The organism is Viridibacterium curvum, from assembly GCF_039544165.1.
Lineage (GTDB): Bacteria > Pseudomonadota > Gammaproteobacteria > Burkholderiales > Rhodocyclaceae > Viridibacterium > Viridibacterium curvum.
Genome location: NZ_BAABLD010000010.1, coordinates 18,721 through 33,935 on the forward strand (window position 1 = coordinate 18,721; position 15,215 = coordinate 33,935).

At 62.6% G+C, this 15,215-nt stretch carries 16 protein-coding genes; 10 read left to right on the plus strand and 6 right to left on the minus strand.

What is annotated here, in order from left to right:
* Positions 1–35 precede the first annotated feature (35 nt).
* On the minus strand, positions 36–1,253 hold the full coding sequence (locus ABEA02_RS13675) for an efflux RND transporter periplasmic adaptor subunit (protein WP_345533650.1): 1,218 nt from the start codon (positions 1,251–1,253) through the stop codon (positions 36–38).
* A gap of 300 nt (positions 1,254–1,553) precedes the next feature.
* Here ABEA02_RS13675 and ABEA02_RS13680 point away from each other — a divergent pair, with 300 nt between their 5' ends.
* Both ABEA02_RS13680 and ABEA02_RS13685 read left to right on the plus strand, forming a co-directional pair.
* Positions 1,554–2,171: a TetR family transcriptional regulator gene (locus ABEA02_RS13680; RefSeq protein WP_345533651.1), complete on the plus strand. Its 618-nt coding sequence runs from the start codon at positions 1,554–1,556 to the stop codon at positions 2,169–2,171.
* A gap of 75 nt (positions 2,172–2,246) precedes the next feature.
* Positions 2,247–3,074: a polysaccharide deacetylase family protein gene (locus tag ABEA02_RS13685; protein ID WP_345533652.1), complete on the plus strand. Its 828-nt coding sequence runs from the start codon at positions 2,247–2,249 to the stop codon at positions 3,072–3,074.
* A 255-nt stretch (positions 3,075–3,329) separates the two neighbouring features.
* Here the strand turns inward: ABEA02_RS13685 and ABEA02_RS13690 are convergent, their stop codons facing one another.
* Entirely contained in the window at positions 3,330–3,797 is a 468-nt protein-coding gene (locus ABEA02_RS13690; RefSeq protein ID WP_345533653.1) for a Dps family protein, read from the minus strand.
* Between the two features lie 367 nt (positions 3,798–4,164).
* On the opposite strand from ABEA02_RS13690, the gene ABEA02_RS13695 reads away from it, so the two are divergent.
* The 8 genes from ABEA02_RS13695 (at position 4,165) to ABEA02_RS13730 (ending at position 11,269) form a co-directional block, all read left to right on the plus strand.
* On the plus strand, positions 4,165–6,888 hold the full coding sequence (locus ABEA02_RS13695) for a nitrate reductase (RefSeq protein WP_345533654.1): 2,724 nt from the start codon (positions 4,165–4,167) through the stop codon (positions 6,886–6,888).
* 45 nt (positions 6,889–6,933) lie between these two features.
* Positions 6,934–7,404, plus strand: a complete 471-nt coding sequence (locus tag ABEA02_RS13700; protein ID WP_345533655.1) for an FKBP-type peptidyl-prolyl cis-trans isomerase — start codon at positions 6,934–6,936, stop codon at positions 7,402–7,404.
* 7 nt (positions 7,405–7,411) lie between these two features.
* Positions 7,412–7,795: a DUF5329 family protein gene (locus tag ABEA02_RS13705; protein ID WP_345533656.1), complete on the plus strand. Its 384-nt coding sequence runs from the start codon at positions 7,412–7,414 to the stop codon at positions 7,793–7,795.
* Positions 7,796–7,961: 166 nt separating this feature from the next.
* Positions 7,962–8,366, plus strand: coding sequence for a diacylglycerol kinase (locus tag ABEA02_RS13710; RefSeq protein ID WP_345533657.1), 405 nt, complete (start codon positions 7,962–7,964; stop codon positions 8,364–8,366).
* An 89-nt stretch (positions 8,367–8,455) separates the two neighbouring features.
* Positions 8,456–9,082: a DUF47 domain-containing protein gene (locus tag ABEA02_RS13715; RefSeq protein ID WP_345533658.1), complete on the plus strand. Its 627-nt coding sequence runs from the start codon at positions 8,456–8,458 to the stop codon at positions 9,080–9,082.
* A 9-nt stretch (positions 9,083–9,091) separates the two neighbouring features.
* A complete protein-coding gene (locus tag ABEA02_RS13720; RefSeq protein WP_345533659.1) occupies positions 9,092–10,090 on the plus strand; it encodes an inorganic phosphate transporter in 999 nt (332 codons plus the stop codon).
* A gap of 53 nt (positions 10,091–10,143) precedes the next feature.
* A complete protein-coding gene (locus ABEA02_RS13725) occupies positions 10,144–10,881 on the plus strand; it encodes a class I SAM-dependent methyltransferase (protein ID WP_345533660.1) in 738 nt (245 codons plus the stop codon).
* Between the two features lie 64 nt (positions 10,882–10,945).
* On the plus strand, positions 10,946–11,269 hold the full coding sequence (locus ABEA02_RS13730; protein WP_345533661.1) for a hypothetical protein: 324 nt from the start codon (positions 10,946–10,948) through the stop codon (positions 11,267–11,269).
* Between the two features lie 9 nt (positions 11,270–11,278).
* Here ABEA02_RS13730 and ABEA02_RS13735 read toward each other — a convergent pair whose 3' ends face one another.
* From ABEA02_RS13735 to ABEA02_RS13750, 4 genes are all read right to left on the minus strand, one after another.
* Positions 11,279–12,340 carry a sulfate/molybdate ABC transporter ATP-binding protein gene (locus ABEA02_RS13735; RefSeq protein ID WP_345533662.1) on the minus strand — a complete coding sequence of 354 codons (1,062 nt, stop codon included), beginning with the start codon at positions 12,338–12,340 and terminating at the stop codon, positions 11,279–11,281.
* Positions 12,337–13,197, minus strand: a complete 861-nt coding sequence (gene cysW / locus ABEA02_RS13740) for a sulfate ABC transporter permease subunit CysW (RefSeq protein ID WP_345533663.1) — start codon at positions 13,195–13,197, stop codon at positions 12,337–12,339. The genes ABEA02_RS13735 and cysW overlap by 4 nt, the downstream gene beginning before the upstream one ends.
* On the minus strand, positions 13,194–14,057 hold the full coding sequence (gene cysT / locus ABEA02_RS13745; RefSeq protein ID WP_345533664.1) for a sulfate ABC transporter permease subunit CysT: 864 nt from the start codon (positions 14,055–14,057) through the stop codon (positions 13,194–13,196). The genes cysW and cysT overlap by 4 nt, the downstream gene beginning before the upstream one ends.
* An 81-nt stretch (positions 14,058–14,138) precedes the next feature.
* Entirely contained in the window at positions 14,139–15,149 is a 1,011-nt protein-coding gene (locus ABEA02_RS13750; protein WP_345533665.1) for a sulfate ABC transporter substrate-binding protein, read from the minus strand.
* Between the last annotated feature and the right edge of the window lie 66 nt (positions 15,150–15,215).

Genomic DNA, 15,215 nt, shown 5'->3' on the forward strand with positions numbered 1-15,215 from the left:
CATCCGGTCAGCGCGCCGCGTATTTCATGTATGCCTTATTTGCCTGCGGGCGCTGCGGCGGGAGCCGATTGGGCCGAAGGCGCAGCGGGCGCGATCTCGGCGCCGGGGCGCATCATCAGTTTGGTGAGGTTGTCGAGAATCACCTGGTCACCCGAAGCGAGGCCCTTCTTGATCACCCACACGCGCGCACCGCTTTCGTCACGCGCCCACTCGCCGACTTCGACCGGACGCGGCATGGCAATCGTCTTGCCATCCTTGTCCTTGCCCGTCACGAGAACCATCTTGCCCTGCGGGCCTTCGATCACGGCAGCCTGCGGCACGGTGATCGCGTCGGGGCGCACGGCGCCGGCCAGCGACACACGCACGAACTGGCCTGCCTTCAGGTGACCATCAGCATTCGGCACTTCAGCACGCATCTCGACCGTGCCCGTCTGGTTGCTCACGCGCGAATCGGTGAAATTGAGGCGACCACCCCTGGCCAGCACGCGGCCTTCGACGTCACGCACTTCGACGCTCCAGGCGCCGCCCTTGGGCAGTTTCAGCGTGCCGGCGACGACGTCGCGATCAATGGCACTCTGCTCGTTTTCCGAAGGGCCAAAGCCCACGTACATTGGATTGAGCTGCACCAGGGTGGCGAGCAAGCTGTCCGACTGCGACACGAGGCTGCCTTCTGACTTGAGTGCGCGTCCGACCACACCCGACACCGGCGCCACGACACGCGTGTAACCGAGGTTGAGGTTGATCTCCTGCAGGCGCGCCTTGGCAGCCAGCAAGCTGGCAGCAGCGATTTGTTCGTTCGACACGGCGTTGTCATATTCCTGCTGGCTGACAGCCTTGTCGGCCAGCAAGGGCTTCAGGCGCGCGGCTTCACGGCTGGCTTGCGCGGCACGTGCCTGCGCCGTCGCCACGTCGGCCTCTGCTGCAGCGGCTTGCGCCTTCAGCGGCTTGTCGTCGAGTTCGAACAGGGTCTGGCCAGCGCCGACAGCAGCGCCTTCCGTGTAAAGACGCTTTTCGAGGATGCCGCCAACGCGTGCGCGCACTTCGACCTCCTTCGAGCCCACGGTCTGACCGGTGTAGTCGAACACGACCGGCAATTCCTTGGCCTGCACAGTCACTGCCGTCACCGGCATGGCGGGCATGGGACCACCCATGCCATGGCCACCGGCCTGACCTTCAGGGCCTTTGGAGCAAGCGGCGAGCAGCACTGACAGACTCAAGGCTGCCAATGCGGGTTTGAAAACATTGCGGTTCATTGCGGGTTCTCCGTGGAGGGAATTCAGAAAACAGGAAGACGTCGGTCAGGCTGGAATCCGGGGGCGATCTTGTGGCGCCGCAGCAAGTTGCACTGTAGGTCATCCGCATGGCAAACGAACGACTGAGCAGAACAGGTGATGCTGCGACGCACCGTAATCGATTCAACTTAACGCCATTAAACATACATCCTTGTATGTATGTCAATAGGCCTCTATAATCCACATCATTCGCAGGGATATGCAGCAGTACAGAATTGCGCGGTCGGGCTTGAACCAACCGCACCGGAGACCCCATCAATCATGGTTCGCAAGACCAAGGAAGAAGCCCAGGCCACGCGCTGCCAGCTGCTCGACGCCGCCCAGCGCGTCTTCTGCGAGCGCGGTGTGTCGCACACCTCGCTGCACGAGATCGCTACCGCCGCCGGTCTCACGCGCGGCGCCGTCTATTGGCACTTCGAGAACAAGGCGGCCCTGCTCGCCGCCCTGTGGGAGCGCGTGTCGCTGCCCATCGACGCCCTCGTTGAAGAGCTGGAACAGAAGTACGCCGACGACCCCTTGGGTGGTATCGAGAACAAGATGCTGGCGGTGCTGCGCCTGATCTCGGAGAACCAGCAGGCGCAGGAGATCACCAGCATCGTGCTCACCAAGTGTGAGTATGTTGAAGAGAACGACGCCGTACGCCAGCACTTCGTCGACATGCGTGAGCAGTGCCTCGACGAGGTCGAAGCCAAGTTCAACGCCGCCATTGCCAAAGGCCAGATTCCCGCCACCACCCCTACGCGCACGGCGGCGCTGGGGCTGTTCTCCATCTTCGACGGCGCCTGCTTTCACTGGCTCATGGACCCGGCACGCTACCCGTTGATGCCCCACGCAGAACTGCTCGTACGCGCCTACCTCAAGGGACTGCGGCAGGCCTGAAGCCCGAACCCGGACTGGACACAACAGCAAGCACGGTCAAAGCCCCTTTCCCCGCGCCATGCCAGAATCCGGCCCATGCTTGAACACGTCACCTACTGCTTTCCCGGCGGGCGCCACCGCGCCATCACGCTGAGCTACGACGACGGCAAGGTCTGGGACCGCCGTCTCGTCGAGATTCTCAACACGTACGGGCTGAAGGCCACCTTCAATCTCAACGGCGGCAAGTTCGGCCGTGACAGCCGCATCAGCGCAGATGAAGTCGCCGAGCTCTATGCCGGCCACGAAGTCGCAGCGCACAGCCTCACCCACCCCACGCTGACACGCTGCCCGCAGGAGATGCTGGTGCAGCAGATCATCGACGACCGCAAACGGCTCGAAGACCTCGTCGGCTACCCCGTGCGCGGATTCGCCTACCCCAACGGCCAGCAGAACGAGCGCCTCAGCAGCCTGCTACCCAACCTGGGCATCGCCTATGCACGCAGCACCGTGTCGACACGGCAGTTCACGCTGCCCGACGCACGCTTCGCCTGGCACCCCACCCTGCACCATCGCGAAGACCTGCTGGCGCTCGGCGAGAGCTTTCTTCACCGTGACAAGCCTCAGCACCTCGACCTGCTCTACATCTGGGGTCACAGCATCGACTTCGAGAACGAGGACAACTGGCAGGTCATTGAAACCTTCGCCCGCATGGCAGGCCGCCATGCCGATATCTGGTATGCCAGCAACATCGACGTGATCGACTACCTCGACGCACTCGAACGCCTGCAGTTCACCGCCGACAGCCGCCGCGTCCACAACCCCTCCGCGCTCAGCGTCTGGTTGCGCACCGACAGTCGTACGCCCGATGGCTACTGCCAACAGATCATCGAAGTACCGGGCGGCGCGCACATCAAGCTGGCCTGACCCCGGCCACAGGGCGGTACAGCGCAACGCATCCACCAACAGCGAGCTGGTCGGCATGCTGGCGCGTTCGTTTGCGGGCCTTCATGCCGCACTGGACGCGTACACGCTGGCCGACCTGATCGACAAGCCGAAGCCGCTGCAGAAAATCCTGCAGATCCAGCTCGTCAATTAGAGGTGCCGGGTCGACAACGACCGCAAATGAAAAGGGCCGCGTGCAGGCAGTGCCCGCAAGCAGCCCGACTCAGCGGCTGAGAGTCACTCCAGCATCGAGCGCAGCATCCACGCAGTCTTCTCGTGCAGCTGGATGCGCTGCGTGAGCAAATCAGCCGTAGCTTCGTCCGAAGCTTTCTCTGCCGCCGCGAAGATTGAGCGCGCCGTGCGCACCACGGCCTCCTGGCCTTCGACGAGCTGCTTGATCATCTCGTTGGCCTTGGGCACGCCGTCAGCCTCCTTGATTGACGACAGCTTTGCGTACTCGGAGTAGCTGCCCGGCGCGAAGTGCCCGAGCGCGCGGATGCGCTCGGCAATGAGGTCCACCGCCAGCGACAACTCGGTGTACTGCGTCTCGAACATCAGGTGCAGCGTGTTGAACATCGGCCCGGTCACGTTCCAGTGGAAGTAGTGGGTCTTCAGATACAGGGTGTAAGTGTCGGCAAGCAGGCGCGAGAGGCCTTCTGCGATCTTTGCGCGGTCGGTTTTCTTGATGCCGATATCGATTTCCATCTGGAGACTCCTCAACTGGGTTGAAACGACACTTGCATTCTGCCGCATGGCGCTGCCGGGCGAAGCCATGTTGGCGATAGGCTTTTCCAATCATCTTTGCGCTTCTGGTGCCCTGACCCGCATCGCTCGGGCTTGGTGCAAGCCCGCTCCACGGGTGGGCATCGGACGGGCACGGCAGCACAACCGTCAGACTAAACCATTGAAAACCCGAAGTCTTTGCGTGAGGCACAAAGCTTGCTTTTCAGCAGATGAAATCCGCATCGGGCAACGGCGTCTTGTGCGGGGGTGGCTGAAAACCACCTGGATTCTGATCACGCCGTTCGCGCCGTTTCTCCGGTTGCCGCAACGGCAACCCTGAAGAGAGAACATGGCTGAAGCGCTCAAACCCCTCGAAACTCGATCAACCTGCTGCTACTGCGGCGTGGGCTGCGGCGTCATCATTGAACACGATGGCAAGCAGATCACCGGCGTGCGCGGCGACCCCGAGCACCCGGCCAATTTCGGGCGGCTGTGCACCAAGGGCTCGACCCTGCATCTGACCGTGCAGCCGGATTCGCTGGCCGTGCGCGCCCTTTACCCAGAGCTGCGTACGAATCGCGAGAGCCAACGCGCGCGCACCGACTGGAACACGGCACTTGACCATGCTGCCGACCGCTTTGCGCAAGTCATCCGTGAGCACGGCCCCGATGCGGTGGCTTTCTACATCTCGGGCCAGCTGCTCACAGAGGATTACTACGTCTTCAACAAGCTGGCCAAGGGCCTGATCGGCACCAACAACGTCGACACCAACTCCCGCCTGTGCATGAGTAGCGCCGTGGTGGGCTACAAGCAGACGCTGGGCGCTGATTCGCCCCCGGCCTGCTACGACGATCTCAAGGACACGCAGTGCCTGTTCATCACCGGTAGCAACACGGCATTCGCGCATCCCATCCTGTTCCGCCGCATCGAAGATGCGCGCGCCGCCAACCCGGCGATGAAGATGATCGTCGTCGACCCGCGCCGCACCGACACCGCCGAACAGGCCGACCTGCATCTGGCCCTGCTGCCGGGCACCGACATCGCGCTCTACAACGCGATGCTGCACGTCATGCTGTGGGAAGAGTGGATCAAGCCCGACTACATCGCCGCGCACACCGAGGGCTTCGAGGCGCTGCGCAAGGTGGTGCGCGAATACACGCCGGCCATGGCCGCAGGCATCTGCGGTCTTGACAAGAAAGACATCGAAAAGGCGGCCGAATGGTTCGCCACAAGTGGCGCCACCATGTCGATGTATTGCATGGGCACCAACCAGTCGAGCCACGGCACCCACAACAACGCCGCCATCATCAACATGCACCTCGCGACCGCACAGATCGGCAAGCCGGGTGCCGGCCCCTTCTCGCTGACGGGCCAGCCGAATGCCATGGGCGGGCGCGAAGTCGGTGGCCTGTCCAACCTGCTGTCGGGCCATCGCGATCTGGGCAACGCCGAACATCGCGCCGAAGTGGCGCGCCTGTGGGGCGTGGACAGCGTGCCCGAGAAGCCCGGCCTGTCGGCTGTGGAGCTGTTCGACGCCATGGCAGAGGGCAAGGTGAAGGCCGTGTGGATCGCCTGTACCAACCCTGCGCAGTCGATGCCTGACCAGAACCTCGTGCACAAGGCGCTCGAAACCTGCGACTTCGTCGTCGTGCAGGAGGCCTACCGCAACACCGAAACCGCGCGCTACGCCGACCTGCTGCTGCCCGCCACGAGCTGGGGAGAAAAGACGGGCACCGTGACCAACTCCGAACGCCGCATCAGCCGCGTCATCCAGGCCGTGCCCGCCCCCGGCGAAGCCCGCCACGACTGGGATGCTGCAATGGACTTCGCGCGCCGCCTGGGCAACAAACTCGACAACGCGCAAACCGGCAAGCTCTTCCCCTACGCCAACGAAGAAGAGATCTGGAACGAGCACCGCGAAAGCACGCGCGGCCGCGACCTCGACATCACCGGCCTCAGCTACGCCACGCTTGAATCGCAGGGCCCGCAGCAATGGCCCTTCCCGGCCGGCGCCACGCGCGGCAAGGTGCGGCTGTACGAAGACGGCATCTTCCCGACCGCCTCGGGCAAGGCGAAGTTCGTTGTCACCGAACACAGGGAAACCGTCGAGAAAGCCGACGCGCAGTACCCCATCCGCCTCACCACCGGCCGTTTGCGCGACCAGTGGCACGGCATGAGCCGCACCGGCACGGTGGCCCGCCTGTACGCCCACGAAGCCGAACCCATGGTGCACATGAACGCCGCCGACATGGCGCGCCGCAACCTGAAAGACGGCGACATGGTGCGCGTGAAGAGCCGCCGCGGCGAAGTCGTGCTGCGCCTGCTCGAAAGCGCTTCGGTGCGCGCCGGCCAGGCCTTCATGCCCATGCACTGGGGGCGCAACGCCATGAGCGGGCTGGGCACCAATGCACTGACCATCAAGGCCTTCGACCCGTACTCGAAACAGCCCGAACTCAAACACGCCGCCGTGCAGATCGAGAAGCTCGAAGACAGCCAGGCCCTCGTCGCCATGCGCCGCGTCGGCTCGGAAGCCAATGCCCTGGCGCTGCTCGAAGTGCTGCGTCCGCAGATTGCCGAGTTGCCCCAGGCCACGCTGACGCTTGCCGGGCGCGAGACGCCCGTGGTCATCCTCAAGGCGCGCAGCGATGCCTTGTCCGCCGAAGCGCAAGCCGCGCTCGACGCCAGCCTGTCACTCGACGATGAGCTGCAGTGCCTCTCGTACCGCGACGCACGGCGTGACATCACCAAGCGCGCCCGGCTCGACGGCGACCAGCTCGCCGCGGTTCGCCTGACCGGTGAAACGAAAGCCGCCGGCTGGCTGCAGGACATGATGGCCAACGGCAGCCCCGCCACCGAAGCCCGCAAATGGCTGCTCGCGCCGCTCTCCGAACCACCCGCAGGCCAGGCCGCGCGCGGCAAGATCATCTGCAACTGCTTCAACGTGTCAGAGAACGAGATCTGCGGCGCCTTCAAGGCCGGCGAATCGCTCGAACAGCTGCAGACCCGCACGAAGTGCGGCACCAACTGTGGCTCCTGCGTGCCGGAACTCAAGCGGCTGGCCGCCTCGTCCTGAATCGGGGAGAATGGCGCCCTTTGTCATGTCCTCCGGTTCTGCCCGATGAAAATCCAGAAAGACACCGCCGTCACCCTCCGCTTCAAGCTCACCACCCCCGCTGGCCAGGCCATCGAAGAAGGCAACACCTCCTACCTGCACGGCGGCTACGACAACCTGTTCCCCAAGATCGAAGCCGCCCTCGAAGGCCAGGAAACCGGCTTCGCCACCACGGTCGACCTCGCTGTCGAAGACGCCTTTGGCGCGCGCGACGAAGCCCTCGTCACCACCATGCCCAAGGCCGAGTTCCCGCCCGGCATCAAGGTCGGTGGCCAGGTGCAACGTCCCGGCCCGGACGGCACGCCGCGTTACTACTTCGTCACCAAGATCAAGGGGCCAGTCGTGTTGCTCGACGGCAATCACCCCCTCGCCGGTCAGGCGCTGCGCTTTGCGGTGAAGGTGATGGATGTGCGTGCAGCGACCGCCGAAGAAATCGCGCACGAACACGTGCACGGCGAACACGGCCACCATCACTGAGCGCGCGTTGAAGCCTGCCCTGACACTGATGCTGTCATGTGCCGCCGCACTGAGCTGCAGCGGCGCACTGGCAGCCACCCCCAGCGCGGTCACAACACAGGAAGTCACGCAGCTTCTGGATCACCTGGGTAGCTCTGGTTGCCAGTTCAACCGCAATGGCAGCTGGTATTCCTCTGCACAGGCAAAGGATCACCTGATCAGCAAATACCGCTACCTGCTGGACAAAGGCAAGCTCACGGATAGCGAATCCTTCATCAAGCTCGCTGGCAGCGAGAGCAGTGCCAGCGGCAAGCCCTACCACGTGCAGTGCAAGGACTCCCCCGAGCTGGAGAGAGCCGCATGGCTGAGCGCTGAGCTCGCGAAGATCCGCAAGGCAAAGCCCGCGCAATGAAGGCGCGGAAGCTGCCTGCCAAGACCTCGCCAGGTGCCAGACCTGAGGATTTCGGCGTACTGGTGCGCCACCGCCAGCCCGTGCTGAGCAAGCCGCTCAGACAAGTGCTGGTCGGCACACCACATTCCGATGCGCCGGAATGCAACCCTTTCGGAAAGAGCAAAGAATGAAACCAAGCGAACCGCAGACTTCCAGCATGAAGAGCCGTGGCGGCCCCGCCCGTATCCTCAACGCGTTCCGCTACTCGCTGCAGGGTCTGGGGCATGCCCTGCGGCATGAAGCAGCGTTCAGGCAGGAGTTGCTGATCGTGGTGCCCGCACTGGTCGGGCTGTGGTTCCTCCCGGTCTCGCGCGCAGAGCAGGCCATCCTGCTCATCAGTTCCCTGCTCGTACTGATCGTCGAGCTGCTCAATTCGGCCGTCGAGGCCACGGTAGATCGCATTTCGACCGAGAGGCACCCACTGGCCGGTCGCGCCAAGGACCTGGGCAGCGCAGCAGTGCTGCTGGCAGTCCTGCAGATGCTGGCCTGCTGGGCCCTGATCGCCGGCCCCTTGCTCCTGCAGGCCCGTTGACCCCCCGCAAAGCCGTGCCGCAGCTGGCTTTTCCCGGGAGTGTTGCAGAAACATTACAATCGCCGCATTTCTTTCAACTGGCGATCAAAATGTTCGGACGTCTGATGCCCCGCGAGGGCCGTTTTTTTGAACTCTTCAACGCGCACGCCGAGCAGATGGTGCATGCGGCAAAAGAACTCGAAGCCTTGATGTCGGATGACGGCGACTCCCGCAACCACATCGAAGCGATCGACTCGCGCGAAGTGCGTGCCGACGGCCTCAACCACGAAGTCATCGCCCTGCTGCACCGGACCTTCATCACGCCGTTCGATCGCGACGAAATCCACGCCCTGATCTCGTCGATGGACGATGTGGTCGACGCCATCCAGGACGTGGCCGAGTCCGTGACGCTCTACAACGTTGATCGCTACACACCCGAAGCCCGCCAGATGGCGACGCTGTCGCTATCCTGTTGCGAGCGAGTCAAGCACGTGGTCTCCCTGCTTGACGATATGAAATCGGCGGCCGACATCATGCGCACCTGCCGTGAGATCGACCAGATCGAGGGCGAAGTCGACCGCCTGATGCGCGGGGCCATCTCCGAGCTGTTCCGCAAGGAAACCGATGCACTCAAGGTCATCAAGCTGACCGCCATCTACCAGGTGCTCGAAAAGATCACCGACTGTTGCAAGGACGTCTCCAAGCACATCGAAGCCATCGTGCTGGAAAGCGCGTAAGCAATGGAGATGTCTATCGGACTGGAGGTCGTCATCGGCCTGGTGCTGCTGGCACTGGTCTTCGACTTCCTCAACGGCTTTCACGATGCCGCCAACTCCATCGCCACGGTCGTCTCGACCGGCGTGCTCAAGCCGCAGCACGCCGTGGCCTTCGCTGCCTTCTTCAACTTCGTGGCCATCGGCGTGTTCCACCTCAAGGTCGCCGCCACCGTTGGCAAGGGCATCGTCGACCCGGCCTTCGTCGACCACTACGTGATCTTCGGTGCGCTGATGGGTGCAATTGCCTGGAACCTCATCACCTGGTTCTACGGCATCCCCTCCTCGTCCTCACACGCCCTCATCGGTGGCATCGTCGGCGCCACCATGGCGCACGCCGGCACCGGCCCACTGATCGGCTCAGGCATCGGTCGCACCGTGCTGTTCATCGTCGTCTCCCCCATGCTCGGCATGTTGCTGGGCTCGCTGATCATGCTCATCACCGCATGGCTGCTGCGACGCCAGGCACCGATGAGGGTCGACCGCTGGTTCCGCCGACTGCAACTTGTCTCGGCGGGGCTTTACAGCCTTGGGCACGGCGGCAATGACGCACAGAAGACAGTCGGCATCATCTGGCTGCTGCTGATCTCTGCCGGCATCACCGCCAAGGGCGAGCCTGTGCCGGACTGGGTGGTCATCAGTTGCTACGTCGCCATTGCCTTGGGCACCCTGTTCGGCGGCTGGCGCATCGTCAAGACCATGGGCCAGGGCATCACCAAGCTCAAGCCGGTTGGCGGCTTCTGCGCCGAAACAGGTGGCGCGATCACCTTGTTCATCGCCTCCGGCCTTGGCATTCCGGTATCGACCACTCACACCATCACCGGCGCCATCGTCGGTGTCGGTTCGGCGCACCGCGTCTCGTCGGTGCGCTGGGGGCTCGCTGGCAGCATCGTCTGGGCCTGGGTGTTCACGATCCCGGCCAGCGCACTGATTGCCGCTATCGCCTTCTACGTCGGCAAGCACGTCCTGTAACGCAAAGGGCCGATACTTCGGCCCTTTGTTTTTGCGGTAGCGTCCCGGTTGTCATGCCTAATTACTACAACAATCCGCTGATCATCCGCGCTGCCGCCCGCTACCGCCCTGCCGGAAAATCTGGCGGCGGTTGGGTACAAGGCATGGCGCGTGGCAAGCTCGCCGCCGACCCTGTGTTCTTCGGTATCCTGCGTTACGGTCTTATACCGGATGGCGCACGCGTGCTGGACCTGGGCTGCGGCAAGGCCCTTTTCGAAGCCCTGCTCTGCGCGGCCTGGGCTGATCCCGACGGCCTGCCCAACGACATCCCGCGGCTGCCGCGCTACCTGCAGTTCAACGGCCTCGAACTCGACGCCAACGACGTCGCCAGTGCAAGACGGGCAGTCGGCGATGCCGGCACCATCAACGCTGGCGACATCTGCCAGACTGCCTTTCCCGAGAGCGATCTGGTATTGATCCTCGACGTGCTGCACTACATTCCGCACGCAGCGCAGGAGCACGTTTTGCGCCGAGTACGCGATGCGTTGACGCAGAGTAGCGGTCGCTTGCTGCTGCGCGTCGGTGATGCCGACCGGGGTTTCAGGTACCGCTGGAGCCAATGGGTCGACCGGCTTGTGGTTTTCATGCGCTGTGGCAAATGGCTGCCGCTATGGGGGCGCCCACTGACCGAATGGATCAGACTGCTGCAGCGGATCGGCTTCTCGGTACGCCAGATCCCCATGAGTGAGGGCACTGGCTTTGCCAACGTGCTGCTGGTCGCCGATCTGTCAGCCCGCACAGAGATACGCTGACACAGGCACAATTGCGGCAATCGCCTGCTCCACTACTGCAGCACGCCTCTTCGAAGGAAGCCACATGACCCTGCCTACCCGCTGCATCGTGCCCGCCCTGATCTGCTTGCTGCTGGCAGCCTGCGCAATTGATTACAAGGCAAGGCCGGACTCTGCCGAGGGCATCAGGAAGGCACAGCCCGTCATCGAGAAGCTGTTGGCCTACAAGAACAAGCACGGCCTCTTTCCGGCCGCGCTGAATGACGTCGGCGAATCACGTAACGATCTGTACTACCAACCCGAGCAAGGTGGCAGCTCGTACCTGGTCAGTTTCGATTACCACATGCTGGCCGGCATGATCCGTTGCGAGCGCACCTTCACGAAGGACTGGGCCTGCGTACGGATCTGAAGCTGGAACTCAGATCACCCAGTCCGGCACCCAGCGCTCGGGCTCCGCATCCGGCGCCTTGAATACCGTCACCTGACGCGGCAGCAACCAGACTGACTCCCCACTCTTCAGGTCGAGCTCCAGGTGACGCTCTCGTGTCAGCGACACCTCGATGACCTCGCTCTCGTGCTGCAGCTCAACGCGCACCAGCGGGCCAATGGCCTGCACATGCAGCACTTTGGCCGACAGCGCGTGCTCGCGCGACGCGCGCAGAATCTCGATCTCATGCGGCCGCACGAATGCCGTCGAGCTCTCGCTCTCGCCACGCTGCACCTCGGCCCAGGGGCCGTTCAACCGGTTGTGAAATACGTTCACGTTACCGAGGAAGCTGTAGACGAAAGGAGTAGCCGGTGCGGTGTACACCTCGTCGGGCGTGCCGATCTGCTCGACATGCCCCTTGTTCATCACGACAACGCGGTCGGCTACTTCAAGTGCCTCTTCCTGATCGTGTGTCACGAACACGGATGCAATATGCATTTCGTCGTGCAGGCGCCGTAGCCAGCGGCGAAGCTCCTTGCGCACCTGCGTGTCGAGCGCACCGAAAGGTTCGTCAAGCAGCAACACCTTGGGTTCTACGGCCAGCGCACGTGCCAGCGCGATGCGCTGACGCTGCCCACCCGAGAGCTGCGAAGGGTAACGCTCAGCCAGCCAGTCGAGCTGCACGAGACCCAGCAATTTCATCACACGCTCGCGGATCTCGGCTTCGGAAGGACGCTCCCCGCGCGGTTTGACGCGCAGGCCGAAAGCCACGTTCTCGAACACGCTCATGTGGCGGAACAAGGCGTAGTGCTGGAAAACGAAGCCGACCTTGCGCTCACGCGTATGCACGTGCGTCGCGTCGTCACCCGAGAACAGCACCTGCCCTGCGTCGGACGACTCCATGCCGGCAATGATGCGCAACAAGGTTGTCTTGCCGCAGCCCGAAGGTCCCAGCAGCGCAACGAGTTCGCCGGAGGGAATGTCCAACGACACATTGTCGAGCGCGACGAAGTTGCCGAAACGCTTGGTGATGTTGCGGATCTCGATACTCATGAAGTCTTCTCGGGAGGCAGGTCAGCGGTCAGTGCTGCGATCTCGCGCGTCATGCGCCACTCGACCAGCATCTTTGCGACCAGGGTCAACAACGCCAGCAAGGCCAGCACGGAAGCTGCTGCAAAGGCGCCGACAGAGTTGTATTCGTTGTAGAGGATTTCAACATGCAGCGGCAAGGTGTTGGTCTCGCCACGAATGTGGCCACTCACCACGCTGACCGCACCGAACTCGCCCATGGCGCGTGCGTTGGCAAGGATCACGCCGTAAAGCAGCCCCCACTTGATGTTGGGCAGTGTGACGCGGCGGAACATTTGCCAGCCCGATGCGCCGAGCGACACCGCAGCCTCTTCTTCGTCCTTGCCCTGCGCCTGCATCAGCGGAATGAGTTCGCGCGCGATATAGGGAAAGGTGATGAACATGGTCGCGATGATCATGCCAGGAATGGCGAAGATGATCTTGATGTCATGCGCCTGCAGCCAGGGGCCGAACCAGCCGCGCGAACCGAAGATGAGGATGAACAGCAAACCGGCAACAACCGGACTCACCGCGAAAGGCAGATCAATCAGCGTCACCAGCAGGCTCTTGCCGCGAAAATCGAAGCGTGCAATGGCCCAGGCCGCAGCAATGCCGAAAACGATGTTGAACGGCAGCACAAACAGCGCAATGCCTATCGTCAGCCATACGGCATGCAGGGTGCCGGGGTCACGCAGGGCTTCAATATAGGCCGCGCTGCCTTGGCGGAAAGCTTCGGCAAACACGGCTGCAAGCGGCAGGCCAAGGAACAGGAACATGAACCCCAGCGCAATACCGATGAGGGCCCAGCGCACGGCACGTGATTCGGCGTTGACGCGCTTCATGCCTTCACCCCCGTCTCGACGTGGCGACCGGTATGCCGATTGGCCGTCCACCACTGCAGCAGGTTGATGGCCAGCAGCAGCACGAATGACACGATCAGCATCATGACGCCCAGCACTGTCGCGCCGACGACGTCGTACTGCTCCAGCTTGGCAATGATCAGCAGCGGCGTTATCTCGGACACCAGGGGCATGTTGCCGGCAATGAACACCACCGAACCAAACTCACCGATGGCGCGCGAGAATGCCAGTGTGAAACCCGTCAGCAAGGCCGGGAAGATGGCCGGAAAGAGTACGCGGTAAAAGGTTTGCCAGCGTGTCGCGCCCAGTGTAGCCGCGGCCTCCTCCACCTCGGCCTCGATGTCCTCGATGACAGGCTGCACAGTACGCACCACGAAGGGAATGCCAATGAAGATCAGGGCCACCACGATACCCGTCGGCGTGAACGCGATACGCCAGCCAAGCACGCCTTCGGTCCACACGCCGATCCAGCCTGTATTGGCGTACAGCGTGGTCAGCGTAATGCCCGCTACTGCCGTCGGTAGCGCAAAAGGCAGGTCGACCAGCGCGTCGATGAAACGCTTGCCGAAGAAATCGTAGCGCACGAGTACCCAGGCAATGATCAAGCCGAAAAAGCTATTGATCAGCGCCGCCGCCAGCGAACTGCCAAAGGTGACACGGTACGACGCCAGCGCCCGTTCACTGGTTGCGACCTGCCAGAACTCCTGCAGGCTGAGCGTAGTGCTCTTGGCTACGAGTGCGCCCAATGGAATGAGGATCAACAGCGAGAGATAAAGCAGCGCATAACCCAGAGACAGCTTGAAGCCGGGCAGCACGTGGTGACGTTGTGATCGGAAGAACATGTAGGGCCGATGCTTGGCAAAACCGGGAAGGACGAAGCGGCCCTGACGGGCCGCTTCCTGTGTGGCAAAAGCGCGGCTAGCTTACTTCAACTGATAGATCTGGTCGAAGCTGCCACCATCCTTGAAATGCGCCGCCGTGGCTTTCTCCCAACCGCCGAAGGTCTCATCGACACTGAAAGTCTTGATGGCCGGGAACTGTGCTGCGAATTGCTTGAAGACCTCCGGATCACGCGGACGCAGGTAGTTCTGCGCAGCGTTCTCCTGACCATCCTTGCTCCACAGGTACTCCAGATAAGCCTGCGCATATTTGCGCGTGCCACGCTTGTCGACGACCTTCTCGACGATAGCCACAGGCATTTCGGTCAGTATGGACTGGCTGGGGTAGACGACCTCGAAATTGCCTCGACCGAACTCCTTGGCGATCAGTTCGGCCTCGCACTCGAAAGTCACCAGCACATCACCCTGCCCGCGCTGCATGAAGGTCGTCGTAGCGTCGCGACCACCCGGGGCGAACAGCGGAGCGTTTTTCAACAGCGAGCCGACAAAGGCCGCCGCCGTCTTGTCATTGCCGCCAGGTTGGCGCAGGGCATAACCCCAGGCAGCGAGGTAGGTATAGCGGCCGTTGCCCGTGTTCTTGGGGTGCGGGATGATCAGACCCACGCCGGGCTTGGCGAGATCATTCCAGTCCTTGATGGCCTTGGGATTACCCTTACGCACAATGAAGATCATCGTCGAGGTGTAGGGCGCAGCGTTGTTGGGGAACTTGCTGGTCCAATCCTTGGCGACCAGCCCCTGCGCGGCCAGAAAGTTGATGTCGGTCGCCTGGTTCATGGTTACCACATCGGCTTCCAGACCATCGGCCACCTTGCGCACCTGCCCTGTAGAGCCGGCATGCGACTGCTTGATCTCCAGCGTTTCACCTGTCTTGGCTTTGTAAGCCGCGATGAAGCGCGGGTTGTAATCCTTGAACACGTCACGTGCCACGTCATAAGAGACGTTGAGCAGATCCTTGGGAGGCGTCTGCGCATAGGCTGCCTGCAGGCCGACTGCAAGGCTGAGCGCTGTCAGCAGTTTGAACAGGGTAGGACTCATGGATGGGTACTCCGGGAAGAAATCAGACCAGATTATTCCAGCTGTTGCCGGGACATTTCAGCACAA